Origin of the sequence: Thiomicrospira microaerophila (assembly GCF_023278225.1) — a bacterium.
GTDB classification, from domain to species: domain Bacteria; phylum Pseudomonadota; class Gammaproteobacteria; order Thiomicrospirales; family Thiomicrospiraceae; genus Thiomicrospira; species Thiomicrospira microaerophila_A.
The window spans coordinates 2146968-2169944 of sequence record NZ_CP070959.1 but is presented as its reverse complement, the minus strand read 5'-3'; the positions used below and the strand labels follow the sequence as shown (position 1 = coordinate 2169944).

Annotated in this window: 23 protein-coding genes; 17 read left to right on the top strand and 6 right to left on the bottom strand. The window is 44.3% G+C overall.

Going from position 1 to position 22977, the window contains the following annotated elements:
• Positions 1 to 9: 9 nt before the first annotated feature.
• Together JX580_RS10585 and JX580_RS10580 are read right to left on the bottom strand one after the other, a co-directional pair.
• On the bottom strand, positions 10 to 2073 hold the full coding sequence (locus tag JX580_RS10585; protein ID WP_248850505.1) for a GNAT family N-acetyltransferase: 2064 nt from the start codon (positions 2071 to 2073) through the stop codon (positions 10 to 12).
• 8 nt (positions 2074 to 2081) lie between these two features.
• A complete protein-coding gene (locus JX580_RS10580; protein ID WP_248850504.1) occupies positions 2082 to 2807 on the bottom strand; it encodes a TIGR04219 family outer membrane beta-barrel protein in 726 nt (241 codons plus the stop codon).
• A 110-nt stretch (positions 2808 to 2917) separates the two neighbouring features.
• Here JX580_RS10580 and mnmC point away from each other — a divergent pair, with 110 nt between their 5' ends.
• From mnmC to JX580_RS10555, 5 genes are all read left to right on the top strand, one after another.
• Positions 2918 to 4219: an FAD-dependent 5-carboxymethylaminomethyl-2-thiouridine(34) oxidoreductase MnmC gene (gene mnmC, locus JX580_RS10575; protein WP_248850503.1), complete on the top strand. Its 1302-nt coding sequence runs from the start codon at positions 2918 to 2920 to the stop codon at positions 4217 to 4219.
• A gap of 29 nt (positions 4220 to 4248) precedes the next feature.
• Positions 4249 to 4425: a hypothetical protein gene (locus JX580_RS10570; protein WP_248850502.1), complete on the top strand. Its 177-nt coding sequence runs from the start codon at positions 4249 to 4251 to the stop codon at positions 4423 to 4425.
• A gap of 21 nt (positions 4426 to 4446) precedes the next feature.
• The gene (locus JX580_RS10565; protein ID WP_248850501.1) at positions 4447 to 5022 is read left to right on the top strand and encodes a YfaZ family outer membrane protein; all 576 of its coding nucleotides are present in this window, start codon (positions 4447 to 4449) and stop codon (positions 5020 to 5022) included.
• A gap of 243 nt (positions 5023 to 5265) precedes the next feature.
• Positions 5266 to 6588: an NAD(P)/FAD-dependent oxidoreductase gene (locus JX580_RS10560; RefSeq protein WP_248850500.1), complete on the top strand. Its 1323-nt coding sequence runs from the start codon at positions 5266 to 5268 to the stop codon at positions 6586 to 6588.
• 12 nt (positions 6589 to 6600) lie between these two features.
• Positions 6601 to 6957 carry a glucose transporter gene (locus JX580_RS10555; protein ID WP_248850499.1) on the top strand — a complete coding sequence of 119 codons (357 nt, stop codon included), beginning with the start codon at positions 6601 to 6603 and terminating at the stop codon, positions 6955 to 6957.
• 53 nt (positions 6958 to 7010) lie between these two features.
• On the opposite strand, the gene JX580_RS10550 is transcribed toward JX580_RS10555, so the two are convergent.
• Positions 7011 to 8831, bottom strand: a complete 1821-nt coding sequence (locus JX580_RS10550; RefSeq protein WP_248850498.1) for a putative bifunctional diguanylate cyclase/phosphodiesterase — start codon at positions 8829 to 8831, stop codon at positions 7011 to 7013.
• A gap of 144 nt (positions 8832 to 8975) precedes the next feature.
• On the opposite strand from JX580_RS10550, the gene JX580_RS10545 reads away from it, so the two are divergent.
• The 8 genes from JX580_RS10545 (at position 8976) to JX580_RS10505 (ending at position 15637) form a co-directional block, all read left to right on the top strand.
• Positions 8976 to 9749, top strand: a complete 774-nt coding sequence (locus tag JX580_RS10545) for a competence/damage-inducible protein A (protein ID WP_248850497.1) — start codon at positions 8976 to 8978, stop codon at positions 9747 to 9749.
• Positions 9749 to 10918: an NAD(P)/FAD-dependent oxidoreductase gene (locus JX580_RS10540; RefSeq protein ID WP_248851924.1), complete on the top strand. Its 1170-nt coding sequence runs from the start codon at positions 9749 to 9751 to the stop codon at positions 10916 to 10918. Before JX580_RS10545 ends, JX580_RS10540 begins: the two co-directional genes overlap by 1 nt.
• A gap of 28 nt (positions 10919 to 10946) precedes the next feature.
• A complete protein-coding gene (locus JX580_RS10535; protein WP_248850496.1) occupies positions 10947 to 11396 on the top strand; it encodes a hypothetical protein in 450 nt (149 codons plus the stop codon).
• 164 nt (positions 11397 to 11560) lie between these two features.
• Entirely contained in the window at positions 11561 to 12298 is a 738-nt protein-coding gene (locus tag JX580_RS11955) for a glutathione peroxidase (RefSeq protein WP_349251689.1), read from the top strand.
• Between the two features lie 200 nt (positions 12299 to 12498).
• Complete coding sequence (gorA, locus tag JX580_RS10520) at positions 12499 to 13854, top strand: glutathione-disulfide reductase (RefSeq protein ID WP_248850495.1); 1356 nt, start codon at positions 12499 to 12501, stop codon at positions 13852 to 13854.
• A gap of 163 nt (positions 13855 to 14017) precedes the next feature.
• Positions 14018 to 14998 (top strand): porin, encoded by a 981-nt coding sequence (locus tag JX580_RS10515; RefSeq protein ID WP_248850494.1) that lies wholly within the window; start codon positions 14018 to 14020, stop codon positions 14996 to 14998.
• Positions 14999 to 15107: 109 nt separating this feature from the next.
• Positions 15108 to 15323 carry an integrase gene (locus JX580_RS10510; RefSeq protein ID WP_248850493.1) on the top strand — a complete coding sequence of 72 codons (216 nt, stop codon included), beginning with the start codon at positions 15108 to 15110 and terminating at the stop codon, positions 15321 to 15323.
• Positions 15324 to 15391: 68 nt separating this feature from the next.
• On the top strand, positions 15392 to 15637 hold the full coding sequence (locus JX580_RS10505; RefSeq protein ID WP_248850492.1) for a CCDC90 family protein: 246 nt from the start codon (positions 15392 to 15394) through the stop codon (positions 15635 to 15637).
• Between the two features lie 20 nt (positions 15638 to 15657).
• Here JX580_RS10505 and gmk read toward each other — a convergent pair whose 3' ends face one another.
• Positions 15658 to 16272: a guanylate kinase gene (gmk, locus tag JX580_RS10500; RefSeq protein WP_248850491.1), complete on the bottom strand. Its 615-nt coding sequence runs from the start codon at positions 16270 to 16272 to the stop codon at positions 15658 to 15660.
• A gap of 101 nt (positions 16273 to 16373) precedes the next feature.
• Here gmk and aroK point away from each other — a divergent pair, with 101 nt between their 5' ends.
• From aroK to JX580_RS10480, 4 genes are read left to right on the top strand one after another with little or no spacing between them, the layout of a single operon-like run.
• Positions 16374 to 16898 (top strand): shikimate kinase AroK, encoded by a 525-nt coding sequence (gene aroK, locus JX580_RS10495; protein ID WP_248850490.1) that lies wholly within the window; start codon positions 16374 to 16376, stop codon positions 16896 to 16898.
• Positions 16899 to 16930: 32 nt separating this feature from the next.
• Positions 16931 to 18010 (top strand): 3-dehydroquinate synthase, encoded by a 1080-nt coding sequence (gene aroB, locus JX580_RS10490; RefSeq protein ID WP_248850489.1) that lies wholly within the window; start codon positions 16931 to 16933, stop codon positions 18008 to 18010.
• A 1-nt stretch (position 18011) separates the two neighbouring features.
• Positions 18012 to 19190 carry an 8-amino-7-oxononanoate synthase gene (bioF, locus tag JX580_RS10485; RefSeq protein ID WP_248850488.1) on the top strand — a complete coding sequence of 393 codons (1179 nt, stop codon included), beginning with the start codon at positions 18012 to 18014 and terminating at the stop codon, positions 19188 to 19190.
• Between the two features lie 5 nt (positions 19191 to 19195).
• Positions 19196 to 21859, top strand: coding sequence for a diguanylate cyclase (locus JX580_RS10480; protein ID WP_248850487.1), 2664 nt, complete (start codon positions 19196 to 19198; stop codon positions 21857 to 21859).
• 37 nt (positions 21860 to 21896) lie between these two features.
• On the opposite strand, the gene JX580_RS10475 is transcribed toward JX580_RS10480, so the two are convergent.
• Together JX580_RS10475 and JX580_RS10470 are read right to left on the bottom strand one after the other, a co-directional pair.
• Positions 21897 to 22388 carry a DsrE family protein gene (locus JX580_RS10475; protein WP_248850486.1) on the bottom strand — a complete coding sequence of 164 codons (492 nt, stop codon included), beginning with the start codon at positions 22386 to 22388 and terminating at the stop codon, positions 21897 to 21899.
• 216 nt (positions 22389 to 22604) lie between these two features.
• Positions 22605 to 22814 (bottom strand): cold-shock protein, encoded by a 210-nt coding sequence (locus JX580_RS10470; protein ID WP_248850485.1) that lies wholly within the window; start codon positions 22812 to 22814, stop codon positions 22605 to 22607.
• Positions 22815 to 22977: the final 163 nt, after the last annotated feature.

The following is a 22977-nucleotide window of genomic DNA, read 5'->3' as shown; positions in this document are numbered from 1 at the left end:
GGCAGGCTGTTATATTTGATTAAGGGCTTGTTTAAGCAGATCTTCAACCCCTTTTCTTCCTGCGAGTCGGTAGGTATCGGCTAGCTGTTGCCAAGGTTGTTTGCGTAAAATTTTGTCTAGCCATATGGCTTGCAATGGCTGTGGCCATCTGCGCATTGAATCTGCATGACAAACTGTCCAATGCCAAAGTTGATGGCTGATCGCTTCATAGGCTTGTGTTCCTTCGAGATAATGCTGAAAATCAAAAATCTGCTGGCTGTCAGGCGTGTTTTCAGCTAATAACTCAATGACCAGGCCAGGTTCCAGTCCGGTAATAAACTCCATTAGGCTATGGGGTAATTGTTGTTGATACAGCTTGAATAGCTTGCCGAATTCCACTGTGCTATTAAGCGATTTGAGCATGATCAGGTTGTGTGTGCCGCTGGCCTTATCTCTTTTCGCTCCAAGATGCGTAGATTGGAAACCAAGTTGTTTCCAAAAATGAAACAAGTCTGCGGTGACGCCAAAACTGACGCTGGCAAATTCTGCTTGGGTTTGGTTTAGCCAAGCCTCGACCATTTTGCGACCAATACCTTGGCGTTGTAAGTTCGGATGAACCGCTAAACGCATGACTCTTTCTGAGTGTTTTGACATAAGATCAAGGTCACCGTAGGTTTGCTGCAGTTTCTGAGGCACGAGATGCCCTTTGACTCGTCGGTGACGAGCCGGAGATGGGATGCCGCCTTCTCGCGTTACCAGTAATACCGCCACGCAACGTTGGTTTTGATAGCCAATATAAAGGTTTAAGTCGTTCGAACTGAGCAGTTGTTGCAGGTCTGCAGGAGAAGTTTGATAATGCGCCTGAACCAAGAGCGCAAAGATTGGCTTCAATTCTACTGGTGTTAGCTTGGCAATCGCCAATCGGCGAATAATCAGCTCAGTATTTGAACCGGATTCAACCCCATCCAGCTCGGCATCAAGCAAAAGCATTCGGTTAATCAGTATTTCAAGTGGATCATTGTGATGCCAACGAATCGGTTGTTGAAGGCACCGGCTCTGCCAATGCTGAAAAGTTTGGTCAAGAAAGGGTTTGAATCTGAGTCCAAACCCTCGCCCTGAACCCTCATAGCCGTGTTGGGTGGTGGCCATTACCACACGAGAATGGGCTAGGACCAATGACTGTAAAAGCGGTAAGGCTAGCTGCGCGGCTTCATCAATCATCAGCAGATCAAACGCCTTGTGGCTTAGCGTTTGTGGCGAGCCTATCAGGCTGTCAGGCGCTCTAAACTCAAGGGTTTTGGTTTCAAACATCAGCAGGCCTGGTTGTTGTTGATAGGGTATTTTCCGTGCTTCAAGGCTTAATGCTGCCTGTTCAAAGGCGGTAGCGACTTGTGACAAACGGCTTGCGGTGATAACGATATGATTTTTACCTTGCAGCAGTAGTTCAATAGCGGCTATACCCAGCAGACTGGTCTTGCCGCGTCCACGATCCGCCTCTAGCAATAAAGGGCGTTTTGGATGGCCAAATCCGCAATGTAAAATAGCATCAAGGCCGTGTTGTTGGTCAGGTGTTAAACCTTGAAGTTTGTGCTGGAATGGCATCTGATTGCTAGACAGTTTGGGCAGGTTTTGCCCCTGCTCCAACCAAAGTGCATGGGTTTTCAAGGATGCGTACAGAAAGCGAGTAAACCCCTGGTTTACCTCTAGATAGGATTGAGGGTGATTTAAAAAGCGTTGATTGGCAGGATTGGGCAGCTTAAGCCAAGCGTTGAGCGGTGGAATTAAAATCCATAAAATGCCTCCTGCCTGCACCATGCCACTGATAATTCCCAATGCATCTGCGTCAATTCCCTGTTCAGCGCAAAAGACCGCAGTGGGGATTTCCTGACCTAAGTGGTGTCGAATTTGAGAGGGTTGAAGCGGTGCCAAGTTTGCAAGGGGGCTTGGTTCCCCTACCCAAAACCCGCTATTTTTTTCATGGTGGGCGAGTTGTTCGATTCGCCATTTCCAGTCACCACAAATTACCACACAGTGGCGATGCTGTTGGGTATTTAGATTCGCCCTTAGCGTCTGAATAAAGTCAGAGGTTGACATTCAACTGTCTAAAAAACCAGGGTTATTCCAGCAAAGTAGCCGTCTATTTTCATATCAATGTTAAGGTTATTAATGTCATTGCTATTAATGATTTGAGTTCGATAGCCCGCCTCGGCACCCAGTTTGAGACCAAATGTTGTGATGTCATACCGTGCTTTAAAAGTGGTATCGTTAAATCGACTCCTCAAGGTTTTTGTATCGGCAGATAGGGTAATGGGCAACGAAGGTAGGCTAAGTTGTCCAGATAAATAACCTATAGGCAGGGTTTCATTGAGTGATTGGTGGCTTGAGTTTGAGTTGATATCGGTAATCGTGACATCGCCTGACACCTGTTTGGCGCCTAAGCCATAGTCAAAGCGGATCAAGGGTAATGAGAATCCCCAATAGAGTAACGCATCAGTCTGATCCAGCGTCATTCGCGTATGGGTTTCATTGCCATTAAAACTCGTGTCAAGGAATGAAGATACCGTTCCTGTTCCTGAGTAGGATTGGTCTATGCGCTCAATACGAACATTGGGTACAAAAGGAAGAGGGTGGTTTATATAGGCCCAAGCATAGCTGTTGTTTTCTGTGCCTAGTCCTGCATCTTGCTTGATATTGATGTTGTTAAGGGTTCCTGATGGTGAGGTTTTCCATAAGCCAACACCAAAACCAGCACTTAGCGTATCAGCATGTGCCAGAGGCGTTATTACTGAAACAGTAAATGCAATAAATCCAACGGATACCCTTTTCATCACCCAACCTAGTTTATTCAATAAATTAATAAATATATTTTAACCGAAAGCTAAGTCATCCCTAAGTTAAAATAGTACTAAATATAATTAAACGCTTAAGTGTGGTGAATTTGCAACAGACTCAATGGTATAAATCAAGGGCACCCTGGTTTGACACGCCGAGCGCATTTTGCACGAGGGATCAGTTAAAAGGCAAGCAAGCCCTAGTCGTCGGAGCTGGTTTGGCGGGCGCGGCCGTGGCTCATCGCTTAGCGAACTTGGGCTTGATGGTTAAGGTGGTCGATCAAGGTGCATCTATGGCACAGGGTGCATCCGGCAATTTAGCTGGTGCCTTACACCCCTTGGTTACCGCGGATTGGAACTTGAGAAGTCAGTGGTATTGGCAAGGCCTACAAGCCACTTTAGCCTATCTCGAACCTTGGTTGGCGAAGGATGAAATTAAGGGTGAATTGAATGGTTTGTTGCATTTGGCTGTTGATGAAAAAAATTTTCAACGTATGCAGCAGGCCTTAATAAGGGTGCCAACTATCACCCGTTTTGCACACTGGTTTGACGTAAAACAGGCTTCAGACAAATTGGGTGGTGAATGCCCATACCCTGGTTTATTTTTTCCGCGCGCAGGTTGGTTTAATCCGCCTTCGATTGTAGCGCGCTGTCTCAGTCATCAGAATATTCAGCTTGAGTTAAATCAAACCATTACCGGGATCGTAAGGTCCGATGACCAGGCCTGGTTGGTTAACGTTCAGGATAGGGCTTTTAAAGCCGATATAGTGGTGTTGGCAAGCGGTGCGATTTCGAGCCTTAATGATCAGTTTGACTTAGCAATTAGACCGGTAAAAGGTCAGGTAACCCAATTAGAGCCGAGTTACCAGGCCTGGTCTCTCGGCTGTAGCGTTGCGCATCAGGGGTATTCTGCGCCAGCGGATAAGGGTTACGCGGTTACGGGTGCCACCTTTGAGGCACCCGATTTAACCCCAGATGCATCTAAGCAGGCTGATATGAAAAATCTGGCAATGGCTCAGACTTGTTTACCCGGTTGGTTAGCACCTTTGGCGAGCCAAGTCGATATGGAGACATCAGGGCGTGTTAGCTTTCGTCCGACAACACCGGATCATTTACCAATTATTGGTGCGTTACCCGATGTGGATTGGATGCGAGTTAATTATCTTTCTCAGTCGTCGAGTCACACGCCATTTAGGTTTCCACCGCAACGATACAATTCAGGTTTGTATGTATCTAACGGACATGGTGCACGAGGGCTAATGTCCGTGTTTTTAGCCGCAGATATTATTGCCGAGCAAATAACAGGTCAAGACGTCTCAATCGATGCAAAATTATTGGCGGCCTGTCATCCGGCAAGGTTTTTGATTAGAGCATGGCAAAAAACTGGCAATGGCAAACTTATTGCTTAAATTTTTAAATCCATTTAGCAGGGATGACTATGTTTAAACTTTTTTTATTGATGGTTTTATTGGTGTTTGCTGTATTAGCGATTATGTTTGATTGGCTTGGAGCACGAGAGTTTTCAATGCGATTAGTGCAGTCGTTGGAAGTGTTTATTGAATATTTATCGCTAAAAGGCGATCAATTTCAAGCTTTATTGGATTCACAAAAGTAACGTACAAGGAGTGAGAGTAATATGAAAAAAACGTTAAAAATAGCCGCATTAGGCATAACCGGGCTATTAACTACGCAAGCTAGTGCAGATAAGTTGGGTTTAAATTTACAGTTGGCTGATGAAACCGCAAGGCTAGGTTTTTTTAGCGAGAGTATGGGGGTGAATGAACTTTATCGATATGATGCTGGCTTTCAATTTGATAATGACAAGAGTTACCTTGTCGATGCAAGTGTGCTTTATGCAAATAAAGGCATGTTAGATCCTAATATTGATCTAGGTGTAAAAGCGAAGCTGGCTTATGTTGATCATGATCCTTCTGGGGACTCAACGCTAGGCATATTAATGGGTGTACAGGCTAAGTATTGGTTGCCAACACCTGTTCCAAGTTCCTTGATGCTTGAGTATTTGTATGGCCCCAAAATTCTAACAACAGGTGATGGGGACTCTTTGCGTGAAGGCAATGTACGTTACCAGGTTCAATTGCTACGCAATTTAAGTGGTTATGTCGGTTATCGCCAGTTCAATGTTCACAAGTCGGGTGGCGGTTACTATAATTTCGATAAAGGTGCCAATATTGGTATTGAGTTTAGTTTCTAAGCTTCAGTAAACGCATACTATCTTGGTTGGTAATGCCAATATTGACAATACCAACCGAATGTTAAAAACTAAATTTTTCTCCGTAAATCTTTCTAATTCTCTCCGTTTTTTTCGCTGTTTATTGTGTCAATATACTCAAAAACCTTGAATTGACGCCAGTTATTAAGGTCTATATAATTTTTTTGGGTTTACATAGTGTTCATTTATGAACCTTAAATTGATATTAAATGGAAAAGACTTCTTATGACAAAATTAACTAAGTTATCCAAGTTGGGTCGTCGTAAATTTATAGCGGGCGGTGCGACAGCCTTGGCCGCTGCAACCGGCTTGGTATCACTAAGTGCCAAAGCGACAGAAACAAAAGCACGTATCGTAATTGTTGGGGGTGGTGCAGCCGGAATCAGTATTGCCAATAGACTTAATCGTGCGCTAAAGAATGCTTCTATTACTTTGGTAGAGCGAAAAGAAACTCACTTCTACTGGCCGGGTTTAACCATGGTTGCAACCGGTGCATGGAACAAAAGTAAGGTGTTAGATAATAATCGCAGCTTTATTCCAAGTAATATCAACTGGGTAAAAGAAATGGCAGCGGAAATTGATCCTGATGCCAAACGTGTTACTACCGATGCCGGACGCAAGATCGATTATGATTATTTGGTGGTCGCCAATGGTGTTGAATACCACTATGATGCGATTGAAGGCATGGATATTGATGCAATAGGTCAAAATGGCCTTGCCAGTGTCTATCAAAGTCCGGATGCGGCAGCGAAAAGCTGGGATGTCATCAAAGCTTACAGTCAGCAGGGGGGGGAGGGTATTTTCACTCTGCCGAGTACGCCCATTCGTTGTGCTGGTGCACCTTTGAAAATGGCGTTGTTAACACTGGATCGTATGAAACAAAACGGTGGTTTTGAACGCGCCAATACCCATTTCCATTCCGCTACAAATGGTTTGTTTGGCATTGCCTTTCACAACCAATTTTTGATGGATGAATTTGCTAAAAACAATATGGCGGTTAACCTGCGAAGTGAGCTAACCGCAGTCGATATTACAGCGCGCAAAGCAACCTTTCAACAGGCAGATGGCAATAGCGTTACTCAAGATTATGACTTATTACATGTTGTGCCACCGATGCGCGCGCCCGCAGTAGTCAGAAACTCTAACCTAGCCTGGACAGAAGGCAACATGGCCGCAGGTGGCTGGTTGGCAGTCGATAAAGACACCTTGCAGCATTTAACCTATCCTGAGGTGTTTGGCTGTGGCGATGTGAATGGCACACCACGCGGTAAAACCGCAGCGACGGTAAAAATGTCGGTTCCTGTGGTAGTAGCGAATCTTTTGGCTGTAATTGATGGTAAAGACCCAAGTGTAACCTTTGATGGTTACACTTCTTGTCCGCTGTTAACACGTTTTGGTGCGGCGATGCTGATTGAATTTGATTACAACGGTAACTTAACGCCGACCTTCCCAATGATTGACCCTAAGAAAGAATCTTGGATGGCTTGGATCATGAAGGATCAGATGTTAAAACCCGCATACCAACAAATGCTCAGAGGCAGAGTTTAAAAGGAATTGAAAATGGAACAACTAGGTTTATTGTTTTATATGTTATTGGGCTATGCTCAGATTAATTGGTTAGTCATTACTGTGTTTGCGGTTGGTGCTTTGGTATTGAATTTCCTTGCCATGTCAAAAGCCAAAGGATTTTTCAATCTCCCAGCAATAAAGTTGACCGCTATAGCTTATTTACTGGTATTTGGTTTATTGTTTGTTAGCCTACCTGGTTTAACCGGTTCAAGTTTTGCCTATATGGGGTATTGGCTCGACTGGTTACTGCTTGTGTTGATGTCGGCGGGCTATGCTGCCGCCTCGGTTTTATGGATTTATCCTGTCGTTAAGCTTTATCAGCAGACCGGCTCGAAAAAAGCAGCCTAGTTAATTTTAACCGGCATAAGGATTGTTCCTTATGCCGGTTAACCTAAACAAGCTCAGTTCTCGATTAGTTTTTGCTTAAATTCGATAAGAGGAATGGGCTTGCTAAACAAATAACCTTGAAAGATTTCACATTTAAACCGTCGTAAAAAATCTAACTGTTCTTCCGTCTCAACCCCTTCTGCAACAATGCTTAAATTAAAATTCCGCCCTAAAGTAATAATGGTTTGAACCATGATATTGTCCATATAATCAGTCCCTAGATCGCGAATAAAGGATTGGTCAATTTTGAGCTGAGACAAGGGCAATTGCTTCAGATAGGAGAGGGATGAAAAACCAGTACCAAAATCATCCATCGAAAATTGAATACCCAGTAAGCGCAAGTCTTGCATTTTTTTAATGGACTCGTCCTTATTGGATAAAAAGACGCCTTCCGTTAACTCAAGCTTTAGCATCAGTGGATTAATCTCATAGGTTATAATCCGCTTGGCGATTGAATCGACGAAATCAACTTGGCGCAGCTGTTTTGCGCTAATGTTCACCGCGAGTTGCACCGTGCAAAGTTTGGGATCACGTTGCCATTCGGCCAACTGTTGGCAAGAACGATCGAGCACCCATTCACTTAGTGCAAGGATTAAACCGGATTCTTCGGCAAGCGGGATAAAATCTGCAGGTGATATATAACCTTTGGTTGGGTGGGGCCAGCGTAGTAAAGCCTCTGCACCGATTATGCGCTTGTCTTTATCAACCTGGGGTTGAAAATAGAGCTCAAACTGACCTTGATCAATTGCTTTTCGTAGCTCCTGCTCCATTTCCGCTCGGCTATCCAAGGCCCTTTGCATTTCAGGATCATACAGACACACTTCATTCCTGCCCGCGTTTTTAGCCTGATACATCGCCATATCGGTCCATTTCATTAAATCATCAATTGAGCTTTGTCCATTAAATACAGAAATGCCGATACTGGCACTGATTTGATGATTGACTTTGGTTTTTTGATTGGGGGTGCTCAATTGATAAGGTAAGCTGATTTGTTGGCGGATTTTTTCAGCCACAATCGTTGCTTCTTGAGCCGCGTGGATCGGATCTTGATGCAGGTCGGTAAGCAGTACAACAAATTCATCACCGCCAAAACGAGAAACCGTGTCCCCTGCTCGCATACACTGGCTAATGCGTTTGGCAACCTCTTGTAGCAATTGGTCGCCAAAATGATGTCCATGGCTATCGTTAAGAATTTTAAAGTGATCAAGGTCAATAAAAAACAAAGCACCATGAAAAGGGTGGCGGCGCATGTGAGCTAGGTTGTTTTCAAGGCGATCTATCAATAATCGGCGGTTTGGGAGGTGGGTTAGTGGGTCGTAAAATGCAAGTTTTTGAATTTGCTCTTCAGATTTTATGCGATCGGAAACATCATGGATAATCGAGAATAGGCATATGCGCTCGTTAAGGGTAATCGGTGATGAATGAACCTCAACCTGGCGCACTTCGCCGTTAGAAAGACGGTGCGGAAAAACAAAATAATTACGTTCTTCATGTTTAGCGCGTTGGCGTTCTAATTCGATTTGTTCTTTGGGTAGGGTGTTGATCTGGTGAATATTCATCGATTTAAGTTGATTAAGTGAGTAGCCGTAGAAATCAGCTGCCGCTTGGTTGGCATTAACAATTTCACCTGAGTCTGGGTCAATAAACAGCATCGGTGACAGGTGGTTTTGAAAAAACTGGTGAAGTTGTAGAATTTCTTGTTTAACGGAGGGATCAGGCGTTTGCGCCAGTTTTTGATGCAGTTGTTTATTTTTTCGCAGCAGAAGTCCTAGGGCGATAAAGAGTGAAAAAAGCACCAGCAGAATAACCAGCATCATCCAGGTCTGCAATAGCATAGTAACTGAATCCGATTTTGATAAATACTTGTCATTTTGTTTTAAGGTTTCATCCTTGTCAAGATAACTTAATAAGCACGTTGACTAACTCGACTTTTATTTACGGTATAATCAAGTTTGATAAAAGTTTACGAGGTTAAATGAATGAAAAGGTCGGTCAGGCCCCACTTTGGTTTGCTCGTTATTGGTGATGAAATCCTTTCTAGCAAGCGACAAGATCGCCATTTATCCAATTTAAATGCACTGTTAAAACCCAGAGGTTTAAGCTTAAGTTGGTTTAAAGTGTTGGGTGATGATGCATCGCTATTGGTTGATCATCTCAAGCAGAGTTTTGCCAGCGGTCATGTAGTGTTTTGCTGTGGAGGGATTGGGGCGACACCGGATGATCGAACTCGGCAAAGTGCGGCTCAAGCCTTGGGCTTGCCGCTGATTCGTCACCCAGAAGCCTTAGCAGAGATTGAAGCAAAATTTGGTGATCAAGCCTATCCAAATCGTGTACGTATGGCAGATTTTCCAGAAGGTGCAGCGATGATTCCTAACTTTTTTAACCGAGTGGCCGGTTTTTCAATCCAGCAACATTATTTTATGCCAGGATTCCCTCAGATGACCCAGCCGATGATGGAGTGGGTACTGAACACCTATTATGCAGACCTTAGCCAGGCACCGCGTATTGAGTTGGCAGTAAAACTGGTTGAAGGCATGGAGGCCGACTGGATAGACTTTATGGAGTCTTTTGAGCAGCGTTTCCCGCAGTTGCGCCTGTTCAGTTTGCCACACATTGCTGAAAACGGAGCGCGTTATATTGAGTTGGGGGTTGAGGGTGAACCTGATATCGCTCAGGCTGGGATGGATGTAATAATGCAAGAAATACAGGCACGTAACCAGGCTTGGTTGCCCTTAGAGAAAACCCAAGCGTGATGCATTATGATGTGATTATTCTAGGGGCGGGTGCGGCCGGATTAATGTGTGCCGCCCAAGCAGGCTATCGAGGCCGCAAGGTGCTAGTATTGGATCACGCGCCCAAAGCTGCAGCCAAAATTCGCATTTCCGGCGGTGGTAAATGTAACTTCACTAATCTCAATGTTAAGCCGGAAAATTATATTTGTGCCAACCCACACTTTGTTAAATCAGCACTGGCGCGCTATCCGGCGTTGCAATTTATCGAGCTGGTCGAACGTCATGGCATTGACTATGAACAACGTGCTCACGGTCAGCTATTTACCTTGGACGGCGCAGGTAAAATTATCGCGATGCTGAGGACTGAAGCCGACTGGGCAGGCGTTGAGCTTCGATTGGGTTGTAGCATTACTCAGGTTCAAGCGAATGCACAGGGGTTTGGCTTAGTCACAAGCCAAGGCACGTTTAGTTGTCACTCTTTAGTTGTCGCCACCGGCGGCTTGGCCTATCCCAAGCTTAAAGCCAGTGATTTTGGCATGCAACTCGCCCAGCAATTTGGTTTAAATGTCATTACTAGTCAACCAGGCCTGGTACCCTTGGTTTTCAAATACCCCTGGAAAGATTGGTTTGCCGAATTGGCCGGATTGAGTCTGGAGGTTGAAATCTGTTGTCAGGGGCAATGCTTTAGAGAAGCCATGCTGGTCACCCATCAAGGCATCAGCGGGCCGGTGGTGTTGCAAATATCAAATTACTGGCAGCCGGGGTTGCCGATTAGCATTAACTTGTTTCCCGGTGTCGAGGTCTTGGCGCAGTTGCAACAATTCAAAGCCAATAATCAAACGCTGAGTAAATGGTTTGGGCAATACTGGACAAAGCGCTTTACCCAGGCCTGGTTGCAAAAATATCCTTTTGAAAACCTGCTCGCCAATGCCAGTGATAAGGCTTTGGAGGACTATGCTGAACGGCTCACCAACTGGACGCTTTATCCTGAAACCTCAGCGGGCTATGACAAGGCTGAGGTGTCGCTCGGTGGCGTTGATACCGATGAGGTGTCGTCGAAAACCTTTGAAGCCTATAAACAACCCGGCTTATATTTTATAGGCGAAGTCTTGGAGGTGACCGGCCATTTAGGCGGTTACAATTTTCAATGGGCTTGGGCCAGCGGCCACGCCTGCGGACAGGTGGTATAATACGCAGTGTTTTTATTTTGGATAAGCTATGAATTTATTAAACTTTGATCTAGCAAATCGTGAAGCATTTGCTAAAACCCTGCAGACCTTGATTAAAGAGCATCATCTTAAGCCGGATGAAATTTATATGAATGTGTTGGAAAGTACCGAAGAACCTCAAATGAACTATTGGATGGCGCGGCTTTTAATTGAGGAGCAGGGTGTTAATCCCCAACAAGTGTTAGCCCATGATGCGGCGGGCGAGCCGGTCAAAGCGCTGCAGGCCGCTTGTTTGTTGCATAACATTGGGGTAGCGGCTGCCTTGTTGGAACTGAATGCCTTTAAAGGCAGTGTGGTAGATCGTGAGTTTCAGCTTGCTGCCCGTATTGCTTCAAAGCATGAAGACCAAGCTTTGTTGGGGTTAATGATGAAATATGCGCAGGAGCGTGATGAGCTGGATTGGTTTATGCAGGCCTTGCAGCGGCATCCAACTCAATAGCGATGCTTGATAGCGAATAGCTATTGGGTTTATTTGAATATTTAATTTTACTAATGGTATAAGTTTCTCTAAACTAGCCATCAAGCGAGTTAATTAAGTTACACCCGTGCTTGCTTAACTTTTAACAGTCTTTTATATTTTGATATCTTAAATGGAGAAAACACATGGCATTACCAAACAAAGAAGGTCAACGCGTTCCTAATGTAACCTTTCCTACTCGCCAAAACGGTGAATGGGTTAACGTAACAACAGATGACCTTTTTAAAGGCAAAACCGTTGTTGTATTTGCACTTCCAGGTGCTTTTACCCCAACCTGTTCTTCAACCCATTTACCACGTTACAACGAACTAGCGCCTGTTTTCTTTGAAAACGGTGTTGATAGCATTGTATGTTTATCAGTTAACGATACCTTTGTAATGAACGAATGGGCGAAAGACCAAGAAGCTAACAATGTTATCCTGTTGCCTGATGGTAACGGCGAATTCTCAGAAGGCATGGGGATGTTGGTTGACAAAAACAACCTAGGTTTTGGTAAGCGTTCATGGCGTTATTCTATGCTGGTGAAAGACGGCGTGGTAGATAAAATGTTTATCGAGCCAGAAGTAGAAGGTGACCCATTTGAAGTGTCTGATGCAGATACCATGCTTAACTACATCAATGCTAACGCGAAAAAGCCACCGGTTGCGACCATCTTCACTAAAGTCGGTTGCCCATTCTGCGCCAAAGCAAAAGCAGCGTTGGAAGATGCAGGTATCAAGTTCGAAGAAATCGTGATTAGCAATAGCGGTTTAACTTCACGTACTTTGCGTGCCGTTGCTAACCGTGATACTGTGCCACAAGTGTTTATCGAAGGTAAGCACATTGGTGGTTCGGATGATCTGGAAGCCTACTTGAAAAACTAATTTTTAAGATAAAGCAGGCTTTAGCCTTTAGTAAAAAAAGGAGCCGAATGGCTCCTTTTTTATAAGGCATGTTCGGTTTGGCGAATTTAGTAAATGCGGTGAACTGAAAAAACTCAATGATTTTTGATTAATCAAATCTACGCTGTGTTAATTCGATATTTAACAAACCCAACAGGCTTTAAAACAAAAGGAAACTTTAAATGAAATACGATTATGACTTAATTGCAATTGGTGCCGGTAGCGGTGGTTTATCGGTTGTTGAGCGTGCTGCGGAATACGGCAAAAAATGTGCGGTGGTGGAAGCCAAAAAAATTGGCGGAACCTGTGTCAATATCGGCTGTGTACCTAAAAAGGTCATGTGGTTTGGCGCGCATATTGCCGAAGCCTTGCGTGACGCGCCTGATTTTGGTTTTGATGTCGATGTTAAAAGTTTTTCATGGCAAAAGCTTGTCAAACAACGCGAGCAGTATATTCAAAACATCAACACCTGGTACACGGGTTATATGCAAGACAAGGGCGTGGATGTATTACAAGGCTGGGGGCGATTTGTAGATGCGCATACGGTTGAAGTCGATGGTAAGCACTACACTGCAGAAACCATTGTGATTGCCCCCGGTGGCACGCCTACTATCCCGCAAGAAACCGAAGGCGGTGAGCTGGGTATTACCTCCGATGGTTTTTTTGCTTTAACCGAACAACCTAAAAAAGTGGCGGTGATTGGTAGCGGCTATATCGCGGTAGAGCTAGCTGGCGTGTTTCAAGCTTTGGGTACTGATGTTAGCTTGTTAAGCCGTAAAGACCTGGTGTTGCGTGGCTTTGACGATATGATTCGTGAAAACCTAACGGATGCAATGATTACCAGCGGGATTCACAAGGAATATCATTTTAAAGTTGCACGTTTATTTAAAGCGCAAGACGGCACCTTAACGGTAGAAAGCGAAGACGGGCAGCATTTAGAAGGTTTTGATCAGGTTGTTTGGGCCGTAGGGCGTAGTAGCTTAGTCGAACCCTTGGCACTTGAAAATGTCGGTATTACACCGAATGGCCGTGGCTTTATTGACGTCGATGACGAGCATCGCACCCAGGTGCCGAATATTTTCGCGATCGGCGATGTCACCGGCCAGCCGCAGTTAACGCCGGTCGCGATTCGTGCGGGTCGTTTTTTGGCCGAACGCTTGTATAACAACAAGCCGCACTTAAAACTCGACTTACATGCCGTACCCACGGTGATCTTTTCGCATCCACCTGTTGGCACAGTCGGTTTAGCGGAACATGAAGCACGCTTAAAATACGGCCATGACAATGTAAAAGTTTACACCTCGGTGTTTACGCCAATGCGCTATGCCTTTACCGAGCACCAAATCAAAACCGCCTTGAAACTGGTGGTAACCGGTGAAGAAGAGCGTGTTGTCGGCATTCACATTGTTGGTGATGGAGCAGATGAAATGTTGCAAGGCTTTGCGGTTGCGGTACAGATGAACGCCACCAAGGCGGATTTGGATGCGACGATTGCCATTCATCCTTCTTCATCCGAAGAATTGGTCACCATGCGCTAATCAGTGATCCGCCATCACTGTTGTAAAAAAACAACAGTGATAAAAAATGTGGTTTATCGAAAAACAGCGCTTGCGGTGTTTCAGGGTTTTATGTAGAGTAGCTTTCAAGTTCGCTATGAAAGCGAATAGCGTCGATAATTTAACTACTAATTAGGAAGACAACATGAAAAAAAATATTCTAGCTATGGGTATCGCAGCAGCAATCGCAGCACCAGTGGCAATGGCAGAAGCGCCAACTGTATATGGTCAAATGAACTTGGGTGTGACTAATGTAACTAACGAAGGTTCTAGCGTTATTCACCGTAACTCACGTTTAGGGATTAAAGGTGCTAAAGATCTAGGTAATGGTTTGACTGCAGTTTACCAATTAGAAGGCACTGTTGGTCAGAACAATAATTATTTTGGTACTTTATTCGATCGTAACACTTTCGCTGGTTTAGCGGGTGGTTTCGGTACCGTGGTAATGGGTCGTCATGACACACCATTACGTATGATCCAGCCTAACGATGGTTTTAACGATAACGTTTACCTAGGCAACAATACTGGTAACTTTAATGGTTTCGGTGGTCTAGTTGGTGGTGAACACCGTTTAAATAACGTAATTGCCTATATTTCTCCAAGCTTCGGTGGCGTGCAGTTGGCAGTTGCCGGTACTTCTACAGCTAACAGTATTGATGATCAAGCGATCAACAATGGTGTTTCTGCGTCTATTGCTTATGGTTCTAAGCGTCAAGGTTTATATGCTGCAGCAGCGATGACTCGTGTAGGTGAAGACCATGCAGCTTTGCCAGCTGGCGTAAAAGCTGATATGCAGCGTGTAACCGTTCAGTTTGCTGAAGCTGGTTTAGTTGTTTCTGGTATGTACAATGCTGCTAAAGTTGCTGGTAACAAACAAGGAAACAGCATGACCTTTGGTGTTGCTCAGAAAATGGGTGATTTAACGCCACGTGCAAAAGTTTCTCGCGTTTCTTATGAAAATGCAGACAACTCTACTAACGTTGCATTGGGTCTTGACTATGCTCTAGGTAAAGGAACTAAGATTGTTGCTGAAGTTGGTCGTTTAGACAAAAACAACCAGCGTGGTACTGATGTAGGTAACAAAGCAACTACTTCAACCTACCTAGGTTTAAACATGAACTTCTAATCAATTCGCGGCTTAAACCGCATTTGATTTGAATTCAAGCCCCGCCGTCAAACGCGGGGTTTTTTGTTTTGTGCTATGATGTTTCAACATTAGTTATTAGGGTCAAGTTATGAGTACGATGAATATTGAGGTGTATAATGCCTTTAAAAAGGCAGGCGTACCGGACGAGCAAGCTGTGGCTGCGGCAAAAGCCATTGTGGACGAGAGCCTTGCCAGCAAGTCAGATATCCAAATACTAAAAGCCGAAATGTTGCTGCTAAAATGGATGGTTGCTTTTAACTTGGCCTTTACTATGGCAATCGTATATAAGCTATTTTTCGCTTAGCTTTAACCACCAGGCCTGCTGGTTTATATTTTGTTGTATGATATAGAGAATATTTAGGGAGGTGAACGATGTCTGCTATTACTTTCAACACTTTAAAATTTGTAAAAACATTAAAGTCATCGGGTATGAGTGAAGAGCAAGCCGAGGCTATTGCAAACGCAGTGCGCGATGCTCAAGAAATACAGCTTGTTACCAAGTATGACTTACAAAAAGAACTTGAACCTGTTCGCAAAGAACTTTTATTGGTTAAGTGGATGGTAGGTTTGGTTATCGCTATTCAAGTCATCCCCTTGCTCCAGCTTTTAGTTAAATAATCCCTGTTGTTTCAATCCCATTAGCCCGTTATCAATTGGTTTAATAGGCTGCTATGTCTTGCTTTTTGTGCGTCTTGCTTTAGGCGTTGGCTGATAAAGATGCTGTGTAGCTGGTGAATCGCGGTATCAAAGTCATCATTAATCACCAGATAATCAAACTCTTCATAATGCGACATTTCTGTGACCGCTTGGTTCATCCGATAGTTAATCACTTCTTCAGAGTCGGTACCTCTCCCGGTTAAGCGACGCTGTAATTCTTCCAGCGATGGCGGCAGGATAAAAATGCTGCTGGCATTTGGAAACACCTTGCGAACTTGTTGCGCACCTTGCCAATCAATTTCTAAAATTACATCTTGGCCTGCATTTAGCTGCTGAATCACGCTGTCTTTGCTGGTGCCATAAAAATTGTTAAATACTTTGGCATGTTCTAAAAACTCATTCGATTCGATCTTGGCTTGAAAAGTTTGTTGGCTCACAAAAAAATAATTGACGCCTTCTTGCTCACCGGGGCGTTTTTCTCGCGTTGTGGTTGAAATCGAGGCGCGAATAATCGGATCATTTTGCAGTAGCTTTGAGACTAATGAGGTTTTGCCTGCACCGGATGGGGCGGAAATAATGTAAAGATTGCCTTGCATGGTTAATTCCTTTGGATTCACTTGGGTAAATCTTACCAAAAGCCCTGTCTAGGCGTTAAGGTTTTTAAAACTTAAGCTTGAAATTTGGATACAATATTTAGATGCAAAAACAAAATATATTTCTTATTGGCCCAATGGGCGCGGGCAAGTCTACGGTGGGTCGATTTTTGGCGCAGCGTTTGGGCTATGGCTTTCTCGACAGTGACCATGAGATTGAGGCGCGCACGGGCGTGACGATTCCGATGATTTTCGATATCGAAGGTGAAACCGGCTTTCGAGATCGTGAGGTATCGGTGATTGACGAGCTAACCCAGCAATCCAATCTGGTGTTAGCGACCGGTGGCGGGGCGGTCTTGCGTGAAGAAAATCGCCGCGCCTTACGTTCTCGGGGTTTTGTCGTTTATTTGCGCGCCAGTGTCGAATCGCTTATTCAGCGGACTAAAAATGATCGCAATCGGCCATTATTACAAACAGACAACCCTGAGCAGGTTATTCGTGATTTGCTTGAAAAACGCGACCCTATCTATATGGAGTTGGCCGATCTGGTGGTGGAAACCCAGCAGGTTTCCGTTTACCGTGTCGTAAAGCATATCCACGAAACGCTTGAAACAAAAGGCGTGGTGTAGGCTTTGCTCTAATTAAATTTAAAGGACCCATCTTGATTACTCTAAAGGTTGATTTAGCAGAACGCAGTTATCCCATTTATATCGGTCAAAATCTTTTAAACCAAGCGGAATTGGTAAGGCCTTATGTTAAAGGGTCTCAGGTGATGATTGTAACGAATAGCACAGTGGCGCCGCTTTATTTGGAGGCCTGTAAAGCTTTGTTTGAAGGCTTTAAGCTAGACTGGGTTATTTTACCGGATGGCGAACAGTATAAAAGTCTCGAAGTGCTTAACCAGGTGTTTGATAAGTTGATTGGTGAGCATTTTGATCGCAAATCAACATTGGTGGCTTTGGGCGGGGGTGTGATTGGGGATATGACGGGATTTGCGGCGGCGGCTTATCAGCGCGGTGTGCCTTTCATTCAGATTCCGACCACGCTCTTGTCACAGGTGGACTCTTCGGTGGGCGGAAAAACCGGCGTAAATCACCCCAAGGGTAAAAACATGATTGGGGCTTTTCACCAACCGCAAGCGGTGTTGATTGATACCAATAGCCTTAATACGCTAGAGGATCGTCAATTATCAGCAGGCCTGGCTGAAGTAATTAAATATGGTTTGATTCGAGATTTAGCTTTTTTTGAGTGGTTAGAAGAACATCTTGAAGGCTTGTTGGCACGAGATCCTGAGTTATTGGCTCAGGCAATTGAGCGTTCTTGTCAAAATAAGGCGGATATCGTAGCGGCGGATGAAACCGAGCAGGGTCAGCGTGCGTTGTTAAATCTTGGCCATACCTTTGGGCATGCGGTTGAAGCCGGCATGGGCTATGGGGTTTGGTTGCATGGTGAGGCAATCAGCGCCGGCATGATGCAGGCGGCTTATATGTCGCAGTTGCTGGGGGACTTGACCGAGCAGGATGTGGCGCGGATAGCCGCGTTATTTCGTCGTGCTAAACTGCCAATTTATCCACCTAACGCCCTTACCAATCAGGGTTTTATGCATTACATGGCCGGTGATAAAAAAGTTCAAGCCGGTGTGGTGCGTTTGGTCTTGCTTAAGTCAATCGGTCAGGCTTATATCAGTGGTGACTATCCTGCTGAAACCCTAACAAAAACCCTAACGGATTGGCGAGATTAGTATGAAATCCTCGATTGCCTCGCGTTTTCAAGCACGGCTTGATGAGCGTCGAGCGCAATCGCTTTATCGCCAGCGTCCTCTCGCCCTTTCTGCACAGCAGCCCATTATGCAAATTAATGGTTTCCCGACGATTAATTTTTGTTCAAATGATTATCTTGGCTTGGCGTCTGAGCCAAGAATTAAGGCCGCGGTTTGTGCGGATGTAACGGCTGGTTGGGGGGCTGGGGCAGCTCATCTGGTAACCGGCCATCATTTGCACCATCATCTGCTTGAAGATGAACTGGCCGATTGGCTGGGGGTGGAGCGCTGTCTTTTGTTTTCTACCGGTTATATGGCGAATCTTGCCGTTCAGCAAACCTTAATGCAGAAAGGGGATTTGATTTTAGCAGATAAGCTAAATCATGCATCTTTGATTGATGGCGCATTGGCCTCGGGGGCTGATTTTAAACGCTATCCCCATTTGGACTATACGGCTTTAGCTCGTCGCTTGCAGGCGAGTGAGCAAACGACCTTAGTCGTCAGTGATAGTGTGTTTAGCATGGATGGTGATTTGGCAGATATTAATCAACTCTCAGGTTTAGCGAATCAGCACCAGGCCTGGTTGTTTATTGATGATGCGCATAGTTTAGGGGTTTTGGGCGAACAGGGACGCGGAAGTTTTAGCCATTTTAATCAGAAAATCGAAGTGGATCATATTCTTGTAGGCACTTTCGGTAAGGCATTTGGCACAAGTGGCGCATTTGTTGCTGGTTCTAATGTGTTAATTGAAAGCTTGATCCAGTTTGCGCGTCCTTATATCTATACGACCGCCTCGTCGCCTTTGAATGCCTTGGCGACACGGGAAGCCTTGAAATGGGTTAAACAGGCGGATCATTTGCGTCAGCAGTTGTTTGCCAATATTCGGTTTTTTAGGCATGAGGCGGCGTTGCTGGGTCTTGAGCTGTTAAATTCAGCCAGTCCGATTCAACCGATTCTGTTGGGCGATGCTGTTAAAGCGATCCATTGGAGCGAAGTTTTAAAGCAAAAGGGCTTTTGGGTGGCGCCGATACGTTATCCGACTGTACCTAAGCAGCAAGCAAGGTTAAGGGTAACCTTAAGTGCCGCTCACAATCAGACCCAAATTGAATCTCTTTTGTCAGTGTTAGCTGATTTACAAAAGGCTGATCGGGAAAATGGATAATAAAAATGAAACGATTTAGCTTGGCGTTAGCCTATTTTCCATTGATTCTTTGTCTTGTGATATTTAGCAGGACATCAATCGCCGATGAAACCCCGACGCTGGTGCCGGTCAGCGTGCAAATTAATTGGCATCACCAGTTCCAATTTGCAGGGTTTTATGCGGCTAAAGCCAAGGGCTTTTATCAAGAAGCAGGCCTGGATGTAACCATTAAGTCCTGGCAACCCGGTATTAATATTACTAATGAAGTCGCCAGTGGTCGGGCAACTTTTGGTACGGCTTATTCCTCCGCATTGGTCGATTATATTAAGGGTCAGCCGATTCAGGCAGTCATGACTTCGTTTCAGTATTCTCCAATGGTTTTGCTTTCTAAAGAACCGATCACTGAGTTAAGCCAGCTGAGTGGTAAAACGGTAACCCATTATAATAATTTGCAGGTTTTGGCCTTACTGACACGAGCGGAAAAAGAAACGGCTAAATCAAGCACAACCTTACCGCCAACGGGGGATTTAGCCGACTTTATTGAGGGTCGAGTCGATCTTTATGGTGCGTATGAAACCAACGAGCCTTATCAGCTTGATGAGCTGGGTGAGGCTTATTATTTGGTTAAACCCAGCCAGTTTGGCATTAACAGCATGGAAGATTTGGTTATTGTTTCAAGGCTGTTTAATGCTGAAAACCCTGACCTGGTCGATAAATTCCGCGAAGCCACTATTGCGGGTTGGGAGTATGCGATTCAGCATCAAGAGGAGATTGTTGACTATATTATTAAGCATTATCCTTTGGTTAAAAGCCGACAAGCCCTGCTTTATGAAGCGAGGGCAACCACCAAATATGTTCGCACCGGCACCACACCCATTGGGGCTATTGAGCCGGCAAGGTTGATTGCGACCGCGGCTGAAGCGCGCGATATTGGGCAGTTAAGCCAGCATGAGTTTAGTCAATTTAACCCCCAGAGTTTTGTGGCGCGTTCGGGGAGTTCCTTAGATTTAACACGAGAAGAGCGGGTGTATTTGGTAAATAACCCGGTTATCAGAATCGGAAATGATATTGATTGGGAGCCTTTTGAGTTTATTGATAAAAACGGCCAATTCAGTGGGATGGCAGCTGATTATTTTGCATTGTTTGAACAGCGATTAGGGGTTAAGTTTGAACCGGTGAAGGATAAGATTTGGTCTGAGGTAATGGCAATGGCGCGCAACAAGGAGGTGGTTTTGTTATCAGCCGCAGCGGCTACACCAGAGCGCGAGCGTTTTCTAAGGTTTACCCAGCCCTATATGTCTTTTCCAATGGTATTGGTTGGAACCGGAAAAACTTTTTTCATTAATGACTATAGTGAACTAACAGGCAAAAAAGTTGCGGTGGTTAAGGACTATTGGTCTCACGAGTATATTCGAGACAATTATCCGGGCATTGATTTATATCTGGTAAATAGTGTTTCGGAAGGCTTAGAAGCTGTTTTGCAGGGGGATGCTTATGTTTATTCTGGTAATCTCGCGGTGATTAATTTTATATTGCAGCAGCGAGGTATGACAGGTTTGCGCGTGGTAGGTCAGGCCGATCAAAGATTTGAATTAGCAATTGGCGTACAAAAGGATGACCCTCTGTTATTTAGTATCATGCAAAAAACCCTGTACAGCATCACCCAAGCCGAGCATGACCATATCTATGGAAAATGGATTCGGTTTGAAATGGTACAGCGTTTAGATACCAAACAATTGATTCAGCTAGTTTTGATCGTATCCGGGTTGTTATTAATGATGCTGGCTTGGGGGTTGAGTTATCGTTACCAAAAGAAAAGATTACAGCGTTATGTTGATCAGGTGCATGAACTCACTTATGCCAGTTTAATTGATGCACAGAGTTATAAGGTGGTTTGGGCCAGTCGGCGCTATTGTGAGTTAACCGGTTATAGCTTAGAAACCTTACAACAAACCAATTTTATGGACTTAGCCGGTCCTGATATGAGTAGCAATAAGCTGCAAGCCATTGCTAAGCAAGTCTTGTCGGGCCATGCTTGGAGCGGAGAGATGGAAGGCAGAACCAAGGATGGTAAGGTTTATTGGGTTGAATTAACCCTCAGTCCGCAGAAAAACTATCTAGGAAAAGTAACTGAGGTCTGGGCAACGCGCGTTAATATTTCGGATAAAAAAATCATTGAAGAATTATCTATTAAAGATGAATTGACAGGGATATTTAATCGCCGCTATCTCAATCAAGTTTTTGATGCCGAGATAGGCCGTATTAGACGTAAAAAAGGCTTGTTGAATCTGGCGCTTTTTGACCTGGATTATTTTAAACATGTGAATGATCAATACGGGCATTTGGTGGGTGATCAGGTTTTAAAAGCCGTTACGGAGTGCGCGGCAAGGCATTTTAATCGAGGTGAGGATTATCTTTTTAGAATGGGCGGTGAAGAATTTTTAATTATGACTAACGGCTTATCTAACGATGAATTTAAGCTCCACCTTGATCGTTTTAGGCAATCGGTTGTTGATTTAAACGTTGAAAATAAGGGCACTGAATTGGGTGTGGTATCGATATCGATTGGCGCTTTGGCTTGGCAGGCAGAGAAGGTGAAGGATTTTACGCTGGTTTATAAGCATTTAGATGATGCTCTGTATCTTGCTAAGGCAGCGGGACGTAATCGTATCGAGATGGGTGATAATTAAGCCCATTGAAAACAGGCTTAATTCATTGTTAATGGGTTTACCAAGCAATAAATGCAAACCCATTAGATTGCAATTCCATTAGTGCAGATGCACCGACTTCAACATATTCAGCAAAGGGGCGCATGTCTTGGTGTTGCCAGCCGATCGAGTTCATTGTATTACCGCAAGCTATCCAGCGCACGTTATAATCACGCGCAAAACTTTCAACCCGCTCGTAAATAAGTGGGTCAACTTCACGTTGTGGCTTATTGGCAAGAACATGGATGCCGGGGCCAATCACGACAACCGCAATTTCAACGTCATCGTCATACATTCTTAACATGGCTTGGATTGAGTTAAGAATCGATGTTTGATAGTCACTATCGGCTTGGTTAAACATATAGACGACCTTATGAGTAGCCGGATCACCAGGGAAACGATCCTGAGTGGGGCCTTGGATTTCTTTTACGGGTTTGAGGGTTTGGGCATGAGCCGCGCCAAAACCTATAAAAAGTGCTAGGCTGACAAGCCAAATTTTAAGAATATGCATGAGTTCTCCTTTAGCCCAAATTTATAAGCCATTCGGGTTGGTTTGATGAATCTTTTATTTATCAGCGTTTAGTATAAATCAGCGGGGGTAAAATGTTGAGAAAATACTGAGTATCTAGCGGTGTGGTATTTTTAGATATAAAAAAACCGTGAAGCTGATGAATCAAATTCACGGTTTCGGTTGCATCAACACAGGTCTGGTGCAACGAACTTTAGATTAAAGAGCGTTAACGTTTTCCGCTTGTAAGCCCTTATCACCTTCAGTAATGTTGAAAGTCACTGCTTGACCTTCAGCTAAGGTTCTACGGCCAGTACCGTTGATGGCGCGGAAGTGTACGAATACATCTGGACCATTTTCTTGTGCTAAAAAACCGAAACCTTTTTCATCGTTAAACCATTTAACGGTGCCTGTAACTAAATCTGACATAACTACCTCAAAATAAAACATTTAATCCGCCATCAAACTTAATGACGCAATTCAATTGTAACACCAAGTCAAATAAAAAATAGGGTTATATTTATTAAATACGATGAAATTAAGGTTATATTTTTATGAATTGATTTAAATCCATCATTTTATTTATGTTTTA

Bases quoted from the DNA above. Each gene is read 5' to 3' on its own strand.
- JX580_RS10585 (WP_248850505.1), bottom strand. From the start codon at position 2,073: ATGTCAACCTCTGACTTTATTCAGACGCTAAGGGCGAATCTAAATACC.
- JX580_RS10580 (WP_248850504.1), bottom strand. From the start codon at position 2,807: ATGAAAAGGGTATCCGTTGGATTTATTGCATTTACTGTTTCAGTAATA.
- JX580_RS10570 (WP_248850502.1), top strand. From the start codon at position 4,249: ATGTTTAAACTTTTTTTATTGATGGTTTTATTGGTGTTTGCTGTATTA.
- JX580_RS10565 (WP_248850501.1), top strand. From the start codon at position 4,447: ATGAAAAAAACGTTAAAAATAGCCGCATTAGGCATAACCGGGCTATTA.
- JX580_RS10560 (WP_248850500.1), top strand. From the start codon at position 5,266: ATGACAAAATTAACTAAGTTATCCAAGTTGGGTCGTCGTAAATTTATA.
- JX580_RS10555 (WP_248850499.1), top strand. From the start codon at position 6,601: ATGGAACAACTAGGTTTATTGTTTTATATGTTATTGGGCTATGCTCAG.
- JX580_RS10550 (WP_248850498.1), bottom strand. From the start codon at position 8,831: ATGCTATTGCAGACCTGGATGATGCTGGTTATTCTGCTGGTGCTTTTT.
- JX580_RS10545 (WP_248850497.1), top strand. From the start codon at position 8,976: ATGAAAAGGTCGGTCAGGCCCCACTTTGGTTTGCTCGTTATTGGTGAT.
- JX580_RS10540 (WP_248851924.1), top strand. From the start codon at position 9,749: ATGCATTATGATGTGATTATTCTAGGGGCGGGTGCGGCCGGATTAATG.
- JX580_RS10535 (WP_248850496.1), top strand. From the start codon at position 10,947: ATGAATTTATTAAACTTTGATCTAGCAAATCGTGAAGCATTTGCTAAA.
- JX580_RS11955 (WP_349251689.1), top strand. From the start codon at position 11,561: ATGGCATTACCAAACAAAGAAGGTCAACGCGTTCCTAATGTAACCTTT.
- gorA (WP_248850495.1), top strand. From the start codon at position 12,499: ATGAAATACGATTATGACTTAATTGCAATTGGTGCCGGTAGCGGTGGT.
- JX580_RS10515 (WP_248850494.1), top strand. From the start codon at position 14,018: ATGAAAAAAAATATTCTAGCTATGGGTATCGCAGCAGCAATCGCAGCA.
- JX580_RS10510 (WP_248850493.1), top strand. From the start codon at position 15,108: ATGAGTACGATGAATATTGAGGTGTATAATGCCTTTAAAAAGGCAGGC.
- JX580_RS10505 (WP_248850492.1), top strand. From the start codon at position 15,392: ATGTCTGCTATTACTTTCAACACTTTAAAATTTGTAAAAACATTAAAG.
- gmk (WP_248850491.1), bottom strand. From the start codon at position 16,272: ATGCAAGGCAATCTTTACATTATTTCCGCCCCATCCGGTGCAGGCAAA.
- aroK (WP_248850490.1), top strand. From the start codon at position 16,374: ATGCAAAAACAAAATATATTTCTTATTGGCCCAATGGGCGCGGGCAAG.
- bioF (WP_248850488.1), top strand. From the start codon at position 18,012: ATGAAATCCTCGATTGCCTCGCGTTTTCAAGCACGGCTTGATGAGCGT.
- JX580_RS10480 (WP_248850487.1), top strand. From the start codon at position 19,196: ATGAAACGATTTAGCTTGGCGTTAGCCTATTTTCCATTGATTCTTTGT.
- JX580_RS10475 (WP_248850486.1), bottom strand. From the start codon at position 22,388: ATGCATATTCTTAAAATTTGGCTTGTCAGCCTAGCACTTTTTATAGGT.
- JX580_RS10470 (WP_248850485.1), bottom strand. From the start codon at position 22,814: ATGTCAGATTTAGTTACAGGCACCGTTAAATGGTTTAACGATGAAAAA.